The 16,429-nt window shown below is 51.4% G+C and carries 16 protein-coding genes; 7 read left to right on the forward strand and 9 right to left on the reverse strand.

The window, feature by feature from the left end; translation table 11 throughout:
* Positions 1-43: 43 nt before the first annotated feature.
* Together MKX98_RS02175 and MKX98_RS02180 are read left to right on the forward strand one after the other, a co-directional pair.
* Positions 44-577: a sigma-70 family RNA polymerase sigma factor gene (locus MKX98_RS02175; protein ID WP_220687533.1), complete on the forward strand. Its 534-nt coding sequence runs from the start codon at positions 44-46 to the stop codon at positions 575-577.
* Entirely contained in the window at positions 574-1,653 is a 1,080-nt protein-coding gene (locus MKX98_RS02180; protein ID WP_339221172.1) for a DUF4179 domain-containing protein, read from the forward strand. The genes MKX98_RS02175 and MKX98_RS02180 overlap by 4 nt, the downstream gene beginning before the upstream one ends.
* 115 nt (positions 1,654-1,768) lie before the next feature.
* On the opposite strand, the gene MKX98_RS02185 is transcribed toward MKX98_RS02180, so the two are convergent.
* The 3 genes from MKX98_RS02185 to MKX98_RS02195 are packed head-to-tail and all read right to left on the reverse strand — an operon-like array spanning position 1,769 to position 4,120.
* Complete coding sequence (locus MKX98_RS02185; RefSeq protein WP_339221174.1) at positions 1,769-3,064, reverse strand: glycosyltransferase; 1,296 nt, start codon at positions 3,062-3,064, stop codon at positions 1,769-1,771.
* A complete protein-coding gene (locus tag MKX98_RS02190) occupies positions 3,057-3,200 on the reverse strand; it encodes a hypothetical protein (RefSeq protein ID WP_339221176.1) in 144 nt (47 codons plus the stop codon). Before MKX98_RS02190 ends, MKX98_RS02185 begins: the two co-directional genes overlap by 8 nt.
* Before the next feature lie 44 nt (positions 3,201-3,244).
* Positions 3,245-4,120 (reverse strand): diguanylate cyclase, encoded by an 876-nt coding sequence (locus MKX98_RS02195; RefSeq protein WP_220686826.1) that lies wholly within the window; start codon positions 4,118-4,120, stop codon positions 3,245-3,247.
* Positions 4,121-4,423: 303 nt separating this feature from the next.
* Between MKX98_RS02195 and MKX98_RS02200 the strand changes: the two genes are divergently transcribed.
* The gene (locus tag MKX98_RS02200; RefSeq protein ID WP_339221178.1) at positions 4,424-5,350 is read left to right on the forward strand and encodes a sigma-70 family RNA polymerase sigma factor; all 927 of its coding nucleotides are present in this window, start codon (positions 4,424-4,426) and stop codon (positions 5,348-5,350) included.
* Here the strand turns inward: MKX98_RS02200 and MKX98_RS02205 are convergent.
* From MKX98_RS02205 to MKX98_RS02230, 6 genes are all read right to left on the reverse strand, one after another.
* Positions 5,292-5,738 (reverse strand): carboxymuconolactone decarboxylase family protein, encoded by a 447-nt coding sequence (locus MKX98_RS02205; RefSeq protein WP_339221180.1) that lies wholly within the window; start codon positions 5,736-5,738, stop codon positions 5,292-5,294. The two genes, MKX98_RS02200 and MKX98_RS02205, sit on opposite strands and share 59 nt — an antisense overlap.
* 212 nt (positions 5,739-5,950) lie before the next feature.
* Entirely contained in the window at positions 5,951-7,600 is a 1,650-nt protein-coding gene (locus tag MKX98_RS02210; RefSeq protein ID WP_339221181.1) for a DUF4179 domain-containing protein, read from the reverse strand.
* Entirely contained in the window at positions 7,587-8,120 is a 534-nt protein-coding gene (locus tag MKX98_RS02215; RefSeq protein ID WP_194540562.1) for an RNA polymerase sigma factor, read from the reverse strand. The genes MKX98_RS02210 and MKX98_RS02215 overlap by 14 nt, the downstream gene beginning before the upstream one ends.
* Positions 8,121-8,409: 289 nt before the next feature.
* Complete coding sequence (locus MKX98_RS02220; RefSeq protein WP_339221183.1) at positions 8,410-11,214, reverse strand: glycoside hydrolase family 3 C-terminal domain-containing protein; 2,805 nt, start codon at positions 11,212-11,214, stop codon at positions 8,410-8,412.
* 587 nt (positions 11,215-11,801) lie between these two features.
* On the reverse strand, positions 11,802-12,551 hold the full coding sequence (locus MKX98_RS02225) for a Crp/Fnr family transcriptional regulator (RefSeq protein WP_220686822.1): 750 nt from the start codon (positions 12,549-12,551) through the stop codon (positions 11,802-11,804).
* A gap of 22 nt (positions 12,552-12,573) precedes the next feature.
* Positions 12,574-13,638: an FAD:protein FMN transferase gene (locus MKX98_RS02230; protein WP_339221186.1), complete on the reverse strand. Its 1,065-nt coding sequence runs from the start codon at positions 13,636-13,638 to the stop codon at positions 12,574-12,576.
* Positions 13,639-13,797: 159 nt separating this feature from the next.
* Here MKX98_RS02230 and MKX98_RS02235 point away from each other — a divergent pair, with 159 nt between their 5' ends.
* From MKX98_RS02235 to MKX98_RS02250, 4 genes are read left to right on the forward strand one after another with little or no spacing between them, the layout of a single operon-like run.
* Positions 13,798-14,178 (forward strand): NusG domain II-containing protein, encoded by a 381-nt coding sequence (locus tag MKX98_RS02235; protein WP_339221188.1) that lies wholly within the window; start codon positions 13,798-13,800, stop codon positions 14,176-14,178.
* Positions 14,162-14,707 carry a Gx transporter family protein gene (locus MKX98_RS02240; RefSeq protein WP_339221190.1) on the forward strand — a complete coding sequence of 182 codons (546 nt, stop codon included), beginning with the start codon at positions 14,162-14,164 and terminating at the stop codon, positions 14,705-14,707. The genes MKX98_RS02235 and MKX98_RS02240 overlap by 17 nt, the downstream gene beginning before the upstream one ends.
* 16 nt (positions 14,708-14,723) lie before the next feature.
* The gene (locus MKX98_RS02245) at positions 14,724-15,596 is read left to right on the forward strand and encodes an energy-coupling factor transporter ATPase (RefSeq protein WP_339221192.1); all 873 of its coding nucleotides are present in this window, start codon (positions 14,724-14,726) and stop codon (positions 15,594-15,596) included.
* Positions 15,545-16,402 carry an ATP-binding cassette domain-containing protein gene (locus MKX98_RS02250; RefSeq protein WP_339221194.1) on the forward strand — a complete coding sequence of 286 codons (858 nt, stop codon included), beginning with the start codon at positions 15,545-15,547 and terminating at the stop codon, positions 16,400-16,402. Before MKX98_RS02245 ends, MKX98_RS02250 begins: the two co-directional genes overlap by 52 nt.
* Positions 16,403-16,429: the final 27 nt, after the last annotated feature.

Below are 16,429 nucleotides of genomic sequence, written 5' to 3' on the forward strand. Positions count from 1 at the left end.
CGTTAAGATGAAGCCTTGAAGGGAGGTAGGTTATTCCTTGGAAGTGCAGCATGAGCAAGAATTAGAGGTCAAACTCGCCAAGAAGGGAAACCATGAAGCGTTTATCAAGCTTATAAAGCCATTAGAACTGCAAATGTACAACATAGCGAAAGCCATACTCCGACACGACGAGGATTGTGCAGATGCCATGCAGGAAGCCATATTAAAAGCATACAAGTCACTCCCGAGTCTAAGACAAGCGCCCCTATTTAAAACTTGGTTGCTTCGCATCCTGATCAATGAATGCAACATGATCCTGCGTAAAAAAAGCCATGTGATCCCTTTGCTCAACCTGGATCAAGCCGAACATATTACACCAAGCCTTGATGTCAATATCGATTTGCGAGAGGCGGTTTACCGGTTGGAGGAAGTATCCCGTACCATCATTATCCTGCACTATTTTCGTGACCTGCCTTTACGGCAGATTGCGGAAATGCTTGATTTGAACGAAGGCGCCGTTAAGACGCGTCTCCACAGGGCAAGAATCACGCTATCGGAATGGCTGGCTAATCACAGGGAAAGGGAGGTTAACGTATGAAATATGACCTTAATCATGAGCTTGAACAGGCTAAGGATGAAATAGAGGAGGCTCAGGAGTTGCCGGAGGCAATCCGCATGCGTCTTAATAATACCTATCAAATTTTAGAAAATAATCCTCCCATTCAGAAGAAGCGGCGTTTGAAGGGTTTATTGATAGGTGGTGTAGCGTCGGTACTTTTGATTATCGGATCGGGCTTTATCTCCCCGGTAATGGCCGAGGCATTGAGAAATATACCGATTATAGGAAGCATTTTCATAAATGGTGGGGACGAGGGGTTAAAAACAGCTAGCCGGCAGGGAATGACGAGTGATATTGATCAGAGCATCACCCATGATGGGATTACGATGAGCATATCGGAAATCATGTATGACGGAAGTCGAATTTCAATGGTACTAACCCGGACGACAAGGGATGGCAAGAATGAATCTTTTGGTCAATTGGGGAGTAAAGCTAGTCAGCAAGGGGAAGTGAACGGGATTCAATTTTATGCGGATGGAGAGGAACTGGGTGATTTCGGTTACAGCATTTCTAGAGTAGGGGATGGTGCTCCGAATTCGGACATCGTGACCTTGTCGCCGGAGGGATTGCCTGACGAATTTACATTGGAGGTCGTTATTCGAGACATAAGCGTCTCGGAGCCATTTACATTCAAAATTCCCGTCAAAAACAGTTCGGCAGATAGCGTGGTTCTTAAGTCAGAAGAACTTAAAGTGCATGACAATATTCATATGGGCATCAGCAGTTTGAAACTCACCCCAGCTACAATGCAAATGATAGTAAGCATCACTGGAAAACCGGGTCAGGATCTTAAGGAGTTCATTAAGTCCGTTCCCAGCCAATATAAAGTGGATGAATTTATAAATATTGATTACGAGGTGATAAATGAGAAGGGGGAAATAGCCAAATCCCTTGGTGGGAGGGGCAGCGGCTCCGGCAGCACTCTTAAATACACGTACATGTATGAGCCGTTCCCAACTAAACCGAAATCCATCACGATTAGACCCTTTGTGTATAGTGCAGAGCATAAAATATATATACCGGAACTTGAATTCCATTTGCCTGTAGAAGAATAAGCATGCCACATTGGTAAGCTTGCATGAAAAAAAGAGCGAGTTGAGGACGTTGGCAGCATGGCCATCCAGTCCTATCTCGCTCTTTTTCATTAACATAATTAAATGTACAACTCTCCTATCCAAACCGCTCCGTCTTGTACCACTTGGACTCCCTGCCCGTGATCTTATCAACAATCATGGAGTAGAAGGCTTTGACAGATATGACGAGGAACAGCTGGGCGTAGGTGAAGTACGACACGCAGGATAGAATGAAGTTGCGTGTGTTGCTCTGGCCGATGTCCGTTGCGAGCGCCAGGTTAATCTGCAGGACGTAGATGTAATACATTAGGGCCCAGGCAATAATGAGATACATATAGACATCGCCCTCGAACCTGAAGGGAGAGACGACGGCCGGATTAAACAGCGCGATGATCTGATACACAATATTGGTCACAAATATAATATCCGAGATGATGATGGCAATCATAAACCAGAAGTAACTTGCCGCGTAATACAGCACATGCAGCTTAATCCGCCAGCTTGTCCGATCGAACAGATGATGAATGTTATCCGTGACGACGCTGTAGTTGCCTTTGGCCCAGCGTTCGCGCTGCTTCATGTACACCTTCAGGTCCTCGGGCTCTTGCTGATAAGCTTCGGCTTGGGGTGCCAGCGCAATCAGCTGCCCTCTTGTCAGAATCTCGAACGAAATCGCGGTATCTTCCGTGATTGCATGCTCATCCCATCCGCCGATGTCCTGAATGAGCGCGGTTTTCACGATAAAGTTCGTCCCGGGAATGGTACCCAGCTTAAACAGCTGCCATAACCCGGTATGATGCACGCGCTGAATGGTCACCAGCTCCAGATTGATACAGCGGGACAGAAAATTCTGTCCGCGGTTCCGGGCCTTGTTGCGGCCGAAGACGGCCCCATAGCGTTCGGGCTGCTCCATCGCTTTCTGCGTCAGGAATAGCAGCGCATTTTTCTCGGGTGCGGCATCCGCGTCGTAGACACAGATCCATTCGCCTGTTGCCTGTTTGAGCGCATCATTCAGGGCGCCCGATTTGCCGCCGGTTCCGGTTCTCTCCAGAATAAGAAAGTCGCGGTCCCGGTAGCGTTCATTGGCTTTCAGCGCTCTTAAGCGCTCGGCCGTATGATCCTTGCAATTGTCGGCGATGACAATCACCTGCATTTTGTGATGCGGGTAATTCATCTGCAGAATGTGCTCTACCGTTGCCTGGATGACCAATTCCTCGTTATGCGCGGGCACCATGACCGTCACGGTGGGGAAATCCTCCAGATTGCCCGGATTCACCAGCTTCTGCCGGTTTTGTTTGTGAATGAACACGATGGCCCCGGCCATAATAATGATCGATTCCAGCACGGCAATCCATATACTGATAATGGAGACGATCAGGAAAAAGTCAGTCACTGAACTTCCCCCGATCGTATTTTCGTTTGACTTTTGAACGGAAGCTTAAGGTGGCTATCGTCAGAATAACGATGGCTATGGAGAACATAATGCTGACCCCGATGCACAGAGGGATAAACCAGGTGGTATACGACATCGGCTGCAAGCCTCCTTTTGATTGATGGTGGCAACTTAACTTGATTAAATGTATTCCCCGATGAGATCGGTTTCGGTATTCCGTTCTAATGCAGAGATGACGTCATCGATATTTTCGTATCGGCTGAATTGCTCCTTCTGGAACACAAGGCCGCCGGCACGGACCACAAGCTTGAGGGACATGCCTTTCTTGTCACGGAAGGGGACGTTCATCATGGCGACTTTGATGCGGTCCATGAGGCTTTTGAGGTACTCCGGCTTGGTGAGCGGGCACAGAATGATAAAGCGTCCTTCGCCAATAGAGAATTTATAGTCCTCGTAACGAATCTGCTTCTGAATTGTGCTCGACAGTTCCATAATCAGCTTGGCAAAACGGTGGGATCCGACAGACTCCCTGGTCAGGGGGAGAAAATCGAGCTTAAACATCATGATGCAGAAGCTGTACTGATCCGAATACCGATTGGCCAGATTGGCCTGTTTCACCAGCGTGCTTTCAAAAGCATCCTTGCTGCCAAGCGAGGTGTCGATGTCGATATCCGGGTTGGTTTTCCTCAATTGCTCGAGACGCCGGATGAACCTCCGGCTTCTCACCAGAGCCAGCTTGATGAAGATGGCAATGGCGGTATTGGCGGGCAGCAGCAGAATCCAGGCCAGCGTGAGTGCATTGACCGGGGCCAGCGTGGACAACCATACGAAATAAGTGACCAGATACACAAAAACCGCCACCGTCGACACGCCTACCGGAAGAAAGAAACCGATCAATAAGGCGGCTAGTGTGCCAACGCTGAACAGGAATTCCGTGAAAGTAAAACTTTGGTTTACATAGATGTTCCAAAATATGAACAACTGCTGGACGATGGCGAGGGCAATCAGCAGAAAATAACCGAATTCGACGCGACGTAAAGGGGTGGATTTTTTCATGTTTTACCTACTTTCTAAACTCTTCAACCTTTTATCGCTGTAGTTAAGCCATTCCATATGTTATTTAAAAATTACCCAAATGTCGATAGATTTATCGAATGTTGTCATAATCTGCATGTTGGATGACGAACGCTGTGTTGGTTGACCTTCAAACTCTCTGATAAACTGACCCTTCCGGGAATCCGGGGATATGGGGTAGAGTAGAGAATAACATCTTCAGATGTCACAGGCGGTATGGCTCATTTGTCTTATAAGTGGTGTAGCTTTCATGCCGAAAATATACAGAGTAAGAAGGTGTGTCTGATGTTATTGGATCAAATCTATACCGAATACAAGCCGATGATGTTCGGCCTGGCTTACCGGATGCTGGGGAGTGCAGCGGATGCGGAGGACATCGTACAGGATGTTTTTTCCCAATTCGTGCAGATGGATCGGGGAGAAGTGCTGAACGAGAAAGCGTATTTGGCCAAAATGACAACGAACCGCTGCATCAACCTGTTGAAATCGTCCAGACGCCAGCGCGAAACGTATACCGGTCCCTGGCTCCCGGAGCCGATGCCGGATTATGACATGCTGACGCGGTCCGATCCTGCGGAACGCCGCGAAACGATTGGTTATGCCTACCTGGTGCTGCTTCAGCGGTTAACGCCGCTGGAGCGTGCCATTTATATCGCCAAGGATACGCTGGGTCTTGAATACCCGATCATAGCGGAGATGCTTGGAAAGACGGAGATCAGCTGCCGCAAAACCTTCAGTCGTGCCAAGCAGAAAATGGGCCAGGCCACGGAAAGGGCTAATGGAGAAACCGCCCGGACGGAAACGCAGGAACGCTTCGTTGAAGCATTCCTGCGGGCGTCCGATATGGGCAATTTTAAGCCGCTGCTGTCTTTTCTGAAGGAAGAGGTTACGCTGCTATCGGATGGCGGTGGCAAAGCGAAGGCTGCCATTAATCCGATACTGGGCGTGGAACGGGTACGTGCGTTTTTCGAGGGGTTGTCTGCCAAAGGCTCGTTCCGAGAAGGCTTTGAGCCTGTTTCCGTAAACGGAGAACCCGGCTTATTGCTGAAGCGGGACGGCAGGGTCTCCATGGTGCTAACGGTAGAGTGGGAACCCGACTTATCCCGCATCAGCCAGATTTTCCTTGTGGTGAATCCGGATAAATTGCAGCTATTTAATCAAAACAGCCCGGGAACAGCCCTGTATCGACACCGATCCGGTTCCAGGCATTGATCGTTGTGATCGCCATGACCAAATCGACGAATTGTTTCTCGTCAAAATGCTTGCGGACGCGTTCGTATACCTCTACAGGAACGCCGGCCTCGGACAGCTTGGTCACGCACTCCGTCAGTTCGATGACAGCCCGTTCCTCGTCTGAATATATCGGGACTTCGCGCCACATGGGCAGAAGGAGGAGGCGGTCCACGCTTTCGCCCATGGAGAGCAGATCCTTGGAATGCATATCCACGCAGAAGGAGCAGCCGTTGATCTGGGATGCCCTGAGCTTAATGATCTCGTACAGCTTGTGATCGAGTCCGCTTTTTTGGGCCGCTTGCTCCAGGGCAAGCAGGGTTTTGAAGGCTTCGGGATTGGCTGATCGGTAATTCATTCGCAGTTCCATGTTCAGTTCCCCTTTACGTATGATTTTGGATGTTCACCCATATGACAGTTAGCCGTGCAGAATTGTGACATGTTCAAACGGAAAAAAGAAAGAAACCCTCAAAGGTGGAGAACGGAAGACAGAAAAAGGAATGGCGCTTCTTGGCAGAAGCGCCGTTCCGGGTACTGTTTATGTCCATCCAGAGGGTTTCTTTATCGTTTATTCCGTATATGTTATTTTCCGGCCTTAAGCGGAACGCGCAGGACATCGTCCCGTTTATGGGTGGTATAGTTCCAAGCGTAAATGTTGAGCTCGGTCTTGTCGAAATTCTCATACACGTCCATATGTTTATTGTTGTCATCGCCGAGCAGGCCGATCATGGCCGGCATGCCATAATTTCGGTCTTCGCCGTCAAGATAATAGGTTTGGTTGACGCCGCCGAACGTCGGGTCGGAGCTGAAGGATTCCACATAGAGATTATTGTCCTTCATGTAATAGGTCCATGTGATCGGATAACCTGCAATGTTGGACGTTAAGCTTTGATGCTCAGCTGAGATGCCGGTCAAGCGGATTGGATTCTTGTCTCCGGCATGTTCATCAACGCGGTGCTTGGCGATCAGGGACACCGGCTGGTTCGCCAGGGAGGCCGCATTCAGTCCGGCCATTTCAAAGCGCAGCTCCGTTGTTCTGGGTTGCCCCTGAACATACCACATACCTCCGTCCAACAGCGTCCCGCCTACATCCAGTTGATAATTCATGTAAGGAACACGGGTATACTTTTCTTCATGGGTCAGGATCAGCCTTACTTGGGTCGGCGTAACAATCATTTCATGGACTTTTGTTCCTCCAGGAACTTGATCAACAGGGATATTCAGCGCTTCTTTAAATGTGCCGTTGTCCATTTGCTTCTTGGACAAGGCCATATTTAAGCTCCAAGTACCCTCTGCGGTTTCAAGCGTGCGATCGTAAGCAAGCTGGAAAGCAGTTCCTTCTGCAAGCAAATGGTCGGACTTGAATATTTGCTGATTTACAAATTCTCCAGCTGTACCCGGGGTTCCATTAATGGAAGGCTTGGATTCCCTGATAGACTCTTTCTTGTCATTGACGGCCTCTACCCGCACCCAGCTTCTGTTCCTCATCTCGGGATCCGTATACGTAATGGCCGATCGGAGCAGGACATTTCCTTCGGCTTGTTCGAAAGATTGCAGGGTCACGCTGTCGATGCCATCCTTCTGAATAGGGAATACCTGTGTATTTTGATCGTTAGGGTCGTAGTTGATGGACTGTATTCCATCTCCGGTAAAGCGGATATTCTCCATGGCAAACTCAATATCCGCCGTTTGGCCGTCAGCCACCCAATCGGTCTCAAAATACCCCTGGAATACGCCTGCATCCGCGTTCCACTGATGGGAATAATGGCCCTCGATAGAGTTCCCTTCCTTATCTTTAAGTCCAATATGATCAAAGGCTACTTGCTCGCCAGCTCGTGATGAACCTGGATCCAGACTGTAGAGCAGGAACGTTCGGTTCTCATCGATAAACGCCGTGTGCACTGTTAAGGTTATGCCATCCTTTGTAACGGATTGCTCAATCGTCTGGCCAAGCCCCTGCTCCAATGCAGTCTGGATACCGGCCCTGTAAGACAGGAGATTGGACCAATCATAGTTCAGGGCTGCATAGACCGGCGTTGCCATCAAGGCGACGGATATCCCGGTAATGATTGCAATCCGCTTTCGTTTTCGCGGACGAAGCGGAATCGATTCACCTCCGGCCACCTTCAGTTCATTCTGCTGGATACTGCTCCACATCCGGTCAAAATCAGGATAAGACACGTTATTCGCCGTTTTCATCTGGTTTTTCAAATTGCCCTCAAAACGTTCCAAATTGGTTCTCTCCCTTCAGCCAGAAGCCGTTATGGTGTTCAAGTTTTTTGCGCATGATTTTCAATGCTTTGTGAAGCCTTGATTTAACCGTCCCGACGGGAATCTTCAGCGTTTCGGCGATTTCCGCCAACGACAGTTCACCGATATAGCGGAGCGTGACAACCGCCATCAGCTTGTCCGGAAGCTGCCGCAGCAGTTTCTCCCATTCCGCCGCTGCTGCCTTTTCCAATACGATGGTATCTACGGATTTAACCGATGCCGTGGTCTGCTCGTGGAGCCACTCGACCTGGCTTTGCTTGTCTCGCTGGGTCTGATTCCTTCTAAGCAGGTTCAAGCAATGATTCATCGCGATGCGCATGATCCAGGCGCGCGTATGTTCAACGTTTCTCCAATCTTGGCGAAATACAGTGACGAATACATCGTGGCAGAGGTCTTCCGCATCTTGGGCGTTCCGCAGCATATAGTAGCAGGTGCGGTACACATCCTTGTTATAAGAATCGAATAACTCGCGTTCCGTCAATCCGAGGCACTCCTTTCTTCGCGTTATGTCTAATAAACAAATGACTCTAGGAAAGGGTTCATCTTTTTTTGCTCTCTTAAGCAACGAAGGCCTGAGTCCTTCTCTGTAACGGTTCATGATTTAATTGATTTCATTCTAACAAAAAAAGAACATCTGCCCTCAGTATAAAAAGAAGGGCAGATGTTCTATGGAACATCGGTAAGTTTAGAAGACGCTGACAGAAAGGCGCAATGGAATCTGGCGACTAAGCAAACTTATATATGAGTCATCGCTAAGATATGAGTTATCGCTAAGCTATGCGGAACCAGCTGATTTGCACTTCGCCTTGCATGATGAGGAAGACGTCAGACCGTCCTGTTAATCCCGTCAATTCGGACTGGACTGTCGTCCAGGCTTGGCGACCCCCAGTCGGCAGAACCTTGCAGCTTCCAGCTGCAGGACCATCCGGGCTGCCGGTCGTAATGACGATTTCGCCGCCCTTGATATGTCCGCTCACCCTAGCTTGGAACGTTACCGAAGCGTCGCCGAGATCCACGTCATGGAAAGCGATCCAGCCCGTTTCACCGGTTAAACGGATGCTTTCGCCGCCTTCACGGCATTCATCCAGGAAGACACCCTGGTAGTCGTCATAAATCACCGCTCGAGCAGGCTCGCGCAGCGTGCGTGGTGGGATCGTCTCCCCTTCGACTTGAAGGGCTGCGGTGACCGGCAATTGGCTGGAGGACGGTCCAGCCATGAGCGTATAGGTTCCCTTTTCAACGCAATAGCGATCCCGGGTGACATCCCAGAAGGCCAGATCCTCCGCTTTGAGCTCAAAGCTTACCGTTTCCGAAGCGCCCGGGGCCAGATGGATGCGACGGAAGCCTTTCAACGATTTGAGAGGACGGATGACGCGGGAGGAACCAGCCTTCACATACAGCTGAACCACCTCATCCCCAGCCAACTGGCCCTCATTCTTGACGGCAACGGTGACGGTTACGCTGCCTTCAGCCGTGATTTTCGGCTGGCTTAGCGACAGACCGCTGTAATGGAAGCGGGAATAGCTGAGACCATGACCGAACGGGTACAGCACATCCCCGTCGAAATATTGATAGGTCCGCTTCCCTTTGATGATGTCGTAATCCATCAGATCCGGAAGCTGTTCGGTCGACTTGTACCACGTCATGTTTAAGCGGCCGCCCGGATTGTAATCTCCGTACAGAACGTCGGCAACTGCATGGCCCAGCTCCTGCCCGGCGTGAGATGTGAAGAGGATGGATGGCACATGCTCCTGTTCCCAGTTCACGGAGAACGGATACCCGCCTACGATGACAACCACCGTATTGGGATTAGCTTCGTACACCGCCTGAATTAAGGCTTGCTGGGCGGGCGGGAGCGTAATGTCGGGACGGTCGATCGTTTCCTTGCCGTTAATGAACGGACTGTTCCCCACGAATACCAGGGCGGTTTCAGCCGATGCTGCCGCTGCGACGGCTTCAGCGATGCCGTCCTGAACCGTCTCGATGACAAATGGCGTTCCCGTATCCTCGGTACCGCCAACGACAAGCCGTCCATGCTCATCCAGCAGGATCGGTTTGCCTTCCCAATTCTTCATCATAAAGCTTCCATCCAGTAACGCCTCAAAGCTGAAAGCCTCTTTTACGAACCAGCCACGAGCTTCGTCGGCCGTTGCGTGCAGTCCCGTTTCGGTTTCGGTTACGAATTTGCCGCTGCTGGCGAGCCGGAGCGTGACGGAACCCCAGCCCCAGTCGTTCCGCTCGAACACCGCTGCATTGGTAGATTCAGCCGTGTTTGCAAGCAGCCGGCCATTCTCTTCCGAAGATAGGGCTACATATTGGCCGCTAACAGCAGAACGAAGACGTACCTGATCTAATCCCGTATGAAAATGGACGCTGCGGTCCTGCATTTTCTCCTGCACGCCCTGAAGCGGCGTAATCCGGTATGGAGGCGTGCCGCTGTACCAATCCGTAAATGCTTCGTTAGCCAGGGGCCCGATGACAGCAGCGGATTTCAACTGATCGCGCTGAAGGGGCAGCAATCCGTCGTTTTTCAGCAGCACGATCGATTCCCGGGCGGCCCGCAGAGATAGTTCGGCATGCTCGGACGCGCAGAGCTTTGACTCCGGAACATGGCTGTAAGGATTCCGTTCTTCCGGATCGAACTCGCCGAGGCGGAACCGGACACGGAAGGAATTGCGGATGGCATGATCGAGATCCTGCTCTTCCAATAACCCTTGCTCCAATGCGTCACGGAGCGCGCGGAAGGAGATGTCCTGGTCGTCGGTGATGCTGTCGATTCCGGCTTTAACGGAGCCGGCAACGGCCTCTGCATAGGAAGAGACATAATGATGGTCCATAACGGTGCCCAGAACGTCACCCGCGTCTCCAACCACGAATCCGTCCATGCCCCATTCCTGTTTGACGATGTCGTTTACTTCATGGTTCAGGTTGCACGGCGTGCCGTTGATGCCGTTATACGCGGTCATCATGGAACCGGCTTTCCCTTCCCGGAACGGTGCCTCGAAAGCCTTCAGATAATACTCGCGCTTGTTTCTCGGATCGATGCTTACCGAGGCGCTGCCGCGGTCAACTTCGTTGTTATTGCCATAGAAGTGTTTCAGCGTAGCTACGGTTTTATAGTAGAAGGGATGGTCTCCCTGCATGCCCTTCACAAGCTCGGTGGCGAGTTTCCCGGTCAGATGCGGGTCTTCCCCGTAGGCTTCTTCCGTGCGTCCCCAGCGAGGGTCGCGTTCCAGATCTACCGTGGGCGCCCAGATGGTCAATCCGTTGATGGCCCGGTCGCGCTGGTAATAGACGCGGGCTTCCTCCGCGATGACGGATCCGATCTCCCGCATTAGCTCGGGATTCCAGGTGCACGCAAGCCCGGTATTTTGCGGGAACACGGTTGCTTCGCCAAGCCATGCCACGCCGTGAGCGCCTTCGGTGCCATGTTTATATTTTTGCACGCCGAGACGGGGGATTTCCGCCTGGTATTGGCACATTAATTCGATTTTCTCGTCCAAGGTAAATCGGGATACAAGATCGTTAACCCGTTCTTCCAGCGGAAGATCCGGATTCTGGAATGGATATTTCATGGAGCAAAACCTCATTTCTATGCATAGTTGGAATGGAAACGCTCTCAGTTATACATGCGATAAATTCTTGCTTCTCTTATTTCGGTTAGTCCAATATCATCATAGCGCGCACAGCGGAGTTGTAATACACCGAGAATTAGCGCAGTTTTCATGTGGAAATTTCGAATTCGAAGACAAAAATGAAGAGCTCGACCAATTAATGAGCATTTTCGATTCCGTTTCGTATACGAGATCGCCGAGATCGTTTTTCAGCAGAAACATAAGAAATGACGGAGGTCCTACGTTTGCATTCATTATTTTTTACCGTGATCGTGACGGAGAAATGAGTGATTATTTTTTGGATATGAATCAAGGGGGCTATGTTTTAAGGGGAGGAAAGAAAATGTATAAGATGGTCGATAGGGAAAAGGAGGTTTTTGATCAGCTATCTACATGGCTTTTTGAAAAAGCTGTTAGAATGCTTGTAACCTAGAAGCTGAAAAAAATTGAACCGCGAAATGAACGCATGAAATATGAAACCTCTCCGATGAAAAGGGATGCTTATGCGCCTTTCGTTTCTTCGTGAGAGGTTTCTTCTCATTTGTCCGTTACATTCGGCAAATCTCTCGGGGACAGTCCTCACAGTGGCAAATATTCCTTAAATAGTCGGGATCATTGAGAACGATGCGTCCCCGTTCGGTAGAAATGACGCCAAGATCCTTAAGCTCGTTCAATATCCGGTTAACGCTTTCACGGGTAGAACCAATCATCTCCGCCATTTCCAGATTCGTAATCCGCTTGCCGATGATGGCTCGTGTTTCCTTGTTTGTCCCGCTCGTCCCGTACATATTGTACAGCCGCAGGAGCAGAGAGCACAGGGCGCCGGATTTACCATGCAGCAGCAGATCGCGTAATTTGCTTTGCGCGGTGCGCTGCATGAGTGCCATCCAGCCCATATACTCCACGGCAAAGTCACCGTTGGTTCGGATGACTTTATCCAGTTCGGCCTGCGGCACAATTCCGACTTCACTATCCTCCAAGGCTTTGGATTCGAATTGATGAACGGCTCGTCCGAACGGATCGGGTTCACCGAACAGATCGCCGGGAATGTGAAGCGATAAGGTGGCCGACGATCCGTCTTCCAGCAGCTTGGATACCTTCAGGCTTCCACGATTTACAAAGTACAGCCGGTCTGCAGGATCATTCTCCTGGTATAGATAATCACCTGCAAACAAACGGACAGGCTCGGCCAATTCCCGGATCAGAGCGAGATGCGGTTGTGAATAGACGGAGGAAGTGCCTGCTGGAAACAGCCCTCCATCCCATGCATCGGATCTTATAGCACGATTCTGTTTCATACAATCTTCTCCTTCCATAAGTTTATTCGGCAAGCTGGTAATCGCCATTGGTCAGTTTAAATGTTTGGGTCAGACCTGAGGTGAGATAGATTTGATGATCGGTGGTGACGAAAATAGCCTCGGCATCGCCGCGGCTCTCTACCAGTTTCCGCCCTTCCGTTAGTCCAAGCGAGAAGACGGAGGTCGACATGGCGTCAGCGTCCATGGATGTGTCGGTCACAATGGTAACGCTGAGCAGGTCATTATCGACCGGATAACCGGTGAAAGGGCTCAGGATATGATGATACACTTTTCCCTCTGCTTCAAAGAAACGCTCGTACACGCCGGAGGTCACGATGGTCTTATTGATGACTTCAAGCGTACCCAGGGATTGCCCGCGATCTTTACCAGGATCCTGGATGCCGATATTCCACGGCGAACCGTTCGGTTTCGATCCCATGGCAAGGATGTTACCCCCAAGGTCGATGATGGCTGAATGGAAATCCTGCTGCTGCAAATAATCTGCGGTGACGTCCGCCGCATACCCTTTGGCGATGGCCCCCAGATCCAGCGACATTCCTCCTTTCTTCAGCAGGATGGCATGGGATGCCGGATTTAAAATGACATCCTTATAGTTCATTCGCTTCATGGCAGCATCCAGTTCATCCTCTTCCGGCACAATGGGGTGTTCACCGCCAATGCCCCAGAGGTCTACAAGCGGACCTATGGTCGGTTCGAAATGTCCACCTGAAGCCGCTGCGTAATCGATGGCGGTTTGGACAACCTTGAAGGTTTCCTCGGATACGCTCACTTCGGATTGGCCCGCCGCTTGATTGACCCGATCGATCTCGCTGCCCGCCAGCTTCCGGTTCATGCGTTGGTCGATACGCTCCAGCAGTGCGCCTACCTCATCGAAATGCTGGGACGTCATCCGTTCATCGTAAACGCGGAGACTTACAATGGTATCGAATATAAAGTAACGTTCGGTTGCCGGCTCGTTACTGGCGGCTACCTTCTGATCTGCTGTAGTTGTGCAGCCAATCGATCCCGTCATCAACAGGGTGAGCATGATCAACAGGCTGCTGTAGGAAAGAAGCTTCCTATACATGACAGTGCCTCCTCTTTTCAGTTCTGGTGCTGTTCTAAATCAACTTCCGATGATCCCAGCGTATCAGACCCGTACCTTGCTGAATGTGAGAAAAATCATTTCTGGCACTTGGTGCAGCCCTGATAATGAAGATAAGCAAAGCGAAGTGGAGAGATGCTGATGAAACGCGGAGATATTGGAATAGCGCTCGTGCTGATTGCGGTTGTCGCCTGGTTTGGAATATCCAAGTTTATGGGAGAAGACGGAGCGGCGGAGGGAACCTATGCCATGATCGAGGTGAATGGAAAGCATTATGATACGGTGGCGCTTACGGAAGAGCCAAGAGATATCGAAATCCGGACAGAGCGGGGATATAACCTCTTGCGGGTCTCCCGCGAGGGTATCGAGATGGTGGAGACGGATTGTCCGGATCAGCTCTGCGTGGGGTTCGGTCACGTTCACGACATTCATGACACCATCGTATGTTTGCCTAATCGCGTGTTCGTCGAAGTGACCGGAGATCAAGTTGAAGGAAGTGAGCCGGATGCCGTTGTCTCCTGATCCCTATGCTCTCCGCAAGCTGGTGGTGATTGCCATCTGCGCCTCCTTATCGGTGGTGCTTGGCATTGTGGAAGCCCTGATTCCATTCGCGGTCGCGATACCCGGTGCCAAGCTGGGACTTGGCAATATTTTGGTGCTGACCTGTTTAGTTTGCCTGGGGGGCAGGGATGCCCTGTGGCTTATTGTTTTAAAGACACTGCTGACAGCCTTTATACTCGGAAGCTTCTCGACCTTCCTGTTCAGTATGTTCGGGGCGCTGGCAAGTTATCTGGTGATGTATGTCATGCTTAGGCTCGGGGGCCATAATTTCAGCTTAACGGGCGTGAGTATCGCAGGCGGCATCGCTCATAATGTTGGGCAATTAACGGCAGCCTCACTGGTATTGGGAACAACCAAAATTTATTATTACCTGCCCTTTCTGCTAGGGGCGGGGGTCGTGACAGGGATCTTTGTGGGATGGGCTGCAAAACATCTGATCGAATCCCTGCGACGTATCGATCCGTTTGGCATGTTTCATACGGAAACCTAAGGAGGAGGCGTTAGGCATGGGCACAATGGATAAGTCGGAGCATGCAGTAAAGCTCAAGCATGTATATTACGGCCAGGGCTGCACGAACGTGCTCAAGGACGTCTCGCTGACGATTCCCCATGGGCAGTGGGTATGCATCGCCGGAAAGAACGGGGCAGGCAAGTCTACGCTGATTCGGCTGTTAAACGGTTTGCTCCTCATGAGCCGGGGGCGCATCCTTATCGATGGCATAGAGCAGAACGGCTGTACGCTGGGTGAGATTCGCCGGCATATAGGCATGGTGTTTGCCAATCCCGATGATCAGTTTGTCGGCCTGACCGTAGAGGATGACATTGCGTTCGGTTTGGAGAATCTGTGCTTGAGCCGGGAAGAGATGCTGCGGCGGATTCGGATGTACGCGGAGCGGCTGGACATTGTCCATCTGTTAGACCGGCATCCGGCAACCCTGTCCGGCGGACAGAAGCAGCGCGCTGCTATTGCTGCCGTGCTGGCCATGGAGCCTTCTATCATTGTCTTGGACGAGGCAGCTTCCATGCTGGATGAGAAGGCTAAGCATGAGCTGCTGGATTTCATGCGAACCATGCATGCCGAAGGCCGATACACCATCATCTCCATCACCCATGACGTAGAGGAGATGGCCGAAGCAGACCGAATGATCGTGCTGGATGGCGGAATGGTGGCGGCGGACGGAAGCCCAAGGGAGCTGCTGCTGCAGGAAGAGCTGCTCCAGCGTTGCAGGCTAAAGGTGCCTTTTGCCCTCCAGCTGTGCAGGGAGCTCAAAGCGCGGGGGATCGATATCGGCGAGCTGGTTGGGGAGAAGGAGGTGCTGGAGGCGTTATGGTCATATCATTCGAAGAGGTTTCTTACCGCTACCGGGACCGGGGGATGAGCCCGATTCTTGGACTCGACGGCCTTCATCTGGAGCTGGAGGAAGGCAGAATGATTGCCGTTCTCGGTGCGCCGGGTTCGGGAAAATCAACGCTACTCCAGCATATGAACGGATTGATACGGGCTGATGAGGGCTTGATTCGCATATTGGACTTCCGTCTTGAACCGGGTGACGGCAAGAAAGTCCCTGCCGGTCTGCGGCAGCGCGTCGGCCTTGTTTTTCAATACCCGGAACAGCAGCTGTTTGAAGAAACGGTGGAGAAGGATTTGCTGTTCGGGCCGCTTAATTTCGGGAGAAGCCCAGCCGAAGCCGCCGAGGCGGTCCGCAGAGCGGCATCCTTCGTCGGATTGGACGAGGAGCTGCTGACACAGAGTCCCTTCAAGTTAAGCTCGGGTCAGATGCGAAAAGCGGCCGTGGCCGCCGTACTGGCGGCTGACCCCGACATTTTGGCTTTGGATGAGCCTACCGCCTCCCTTGATCCTGCCAGCCGCGAGGATTTGCTGGAACGGCTGCATGGATTAACGAGGACCCAGGGCAAGACGGTTCTCCTCGTCTCCCACCGGTTAGAGGAAGTCGCGGCCTATGCGGACGAATTCGTTGTCATTAAAGATGGCCGAGTCGTATTTCAAGGAACGGCCAAGGAACTGGTACACCGGCAGGAGGTGCTGGAGCAGGCAGGATTGATGGCTCCGTCGTCTGTGCGGATGGCGGGCAAGCTGGCATCGCAGCTTGGAGTACAGCCTCCGGAGATGCCACCGGATGCGGCTGCGCTGGCGGACTGGTACGCAGGGCAGCTTGAAATGTAGGGCAGAGCGAAGCAGAGGCGAAAGGAG

It is taken from the genome of Paenibacillus sp. FSL W7-1332 (genome assembly GCF_037969785.1).
GTDB lineage: Bacteria > Bacillota > Bacilli > Paenibacillales > Paenibacillaceae > Paenibacillus_AQ.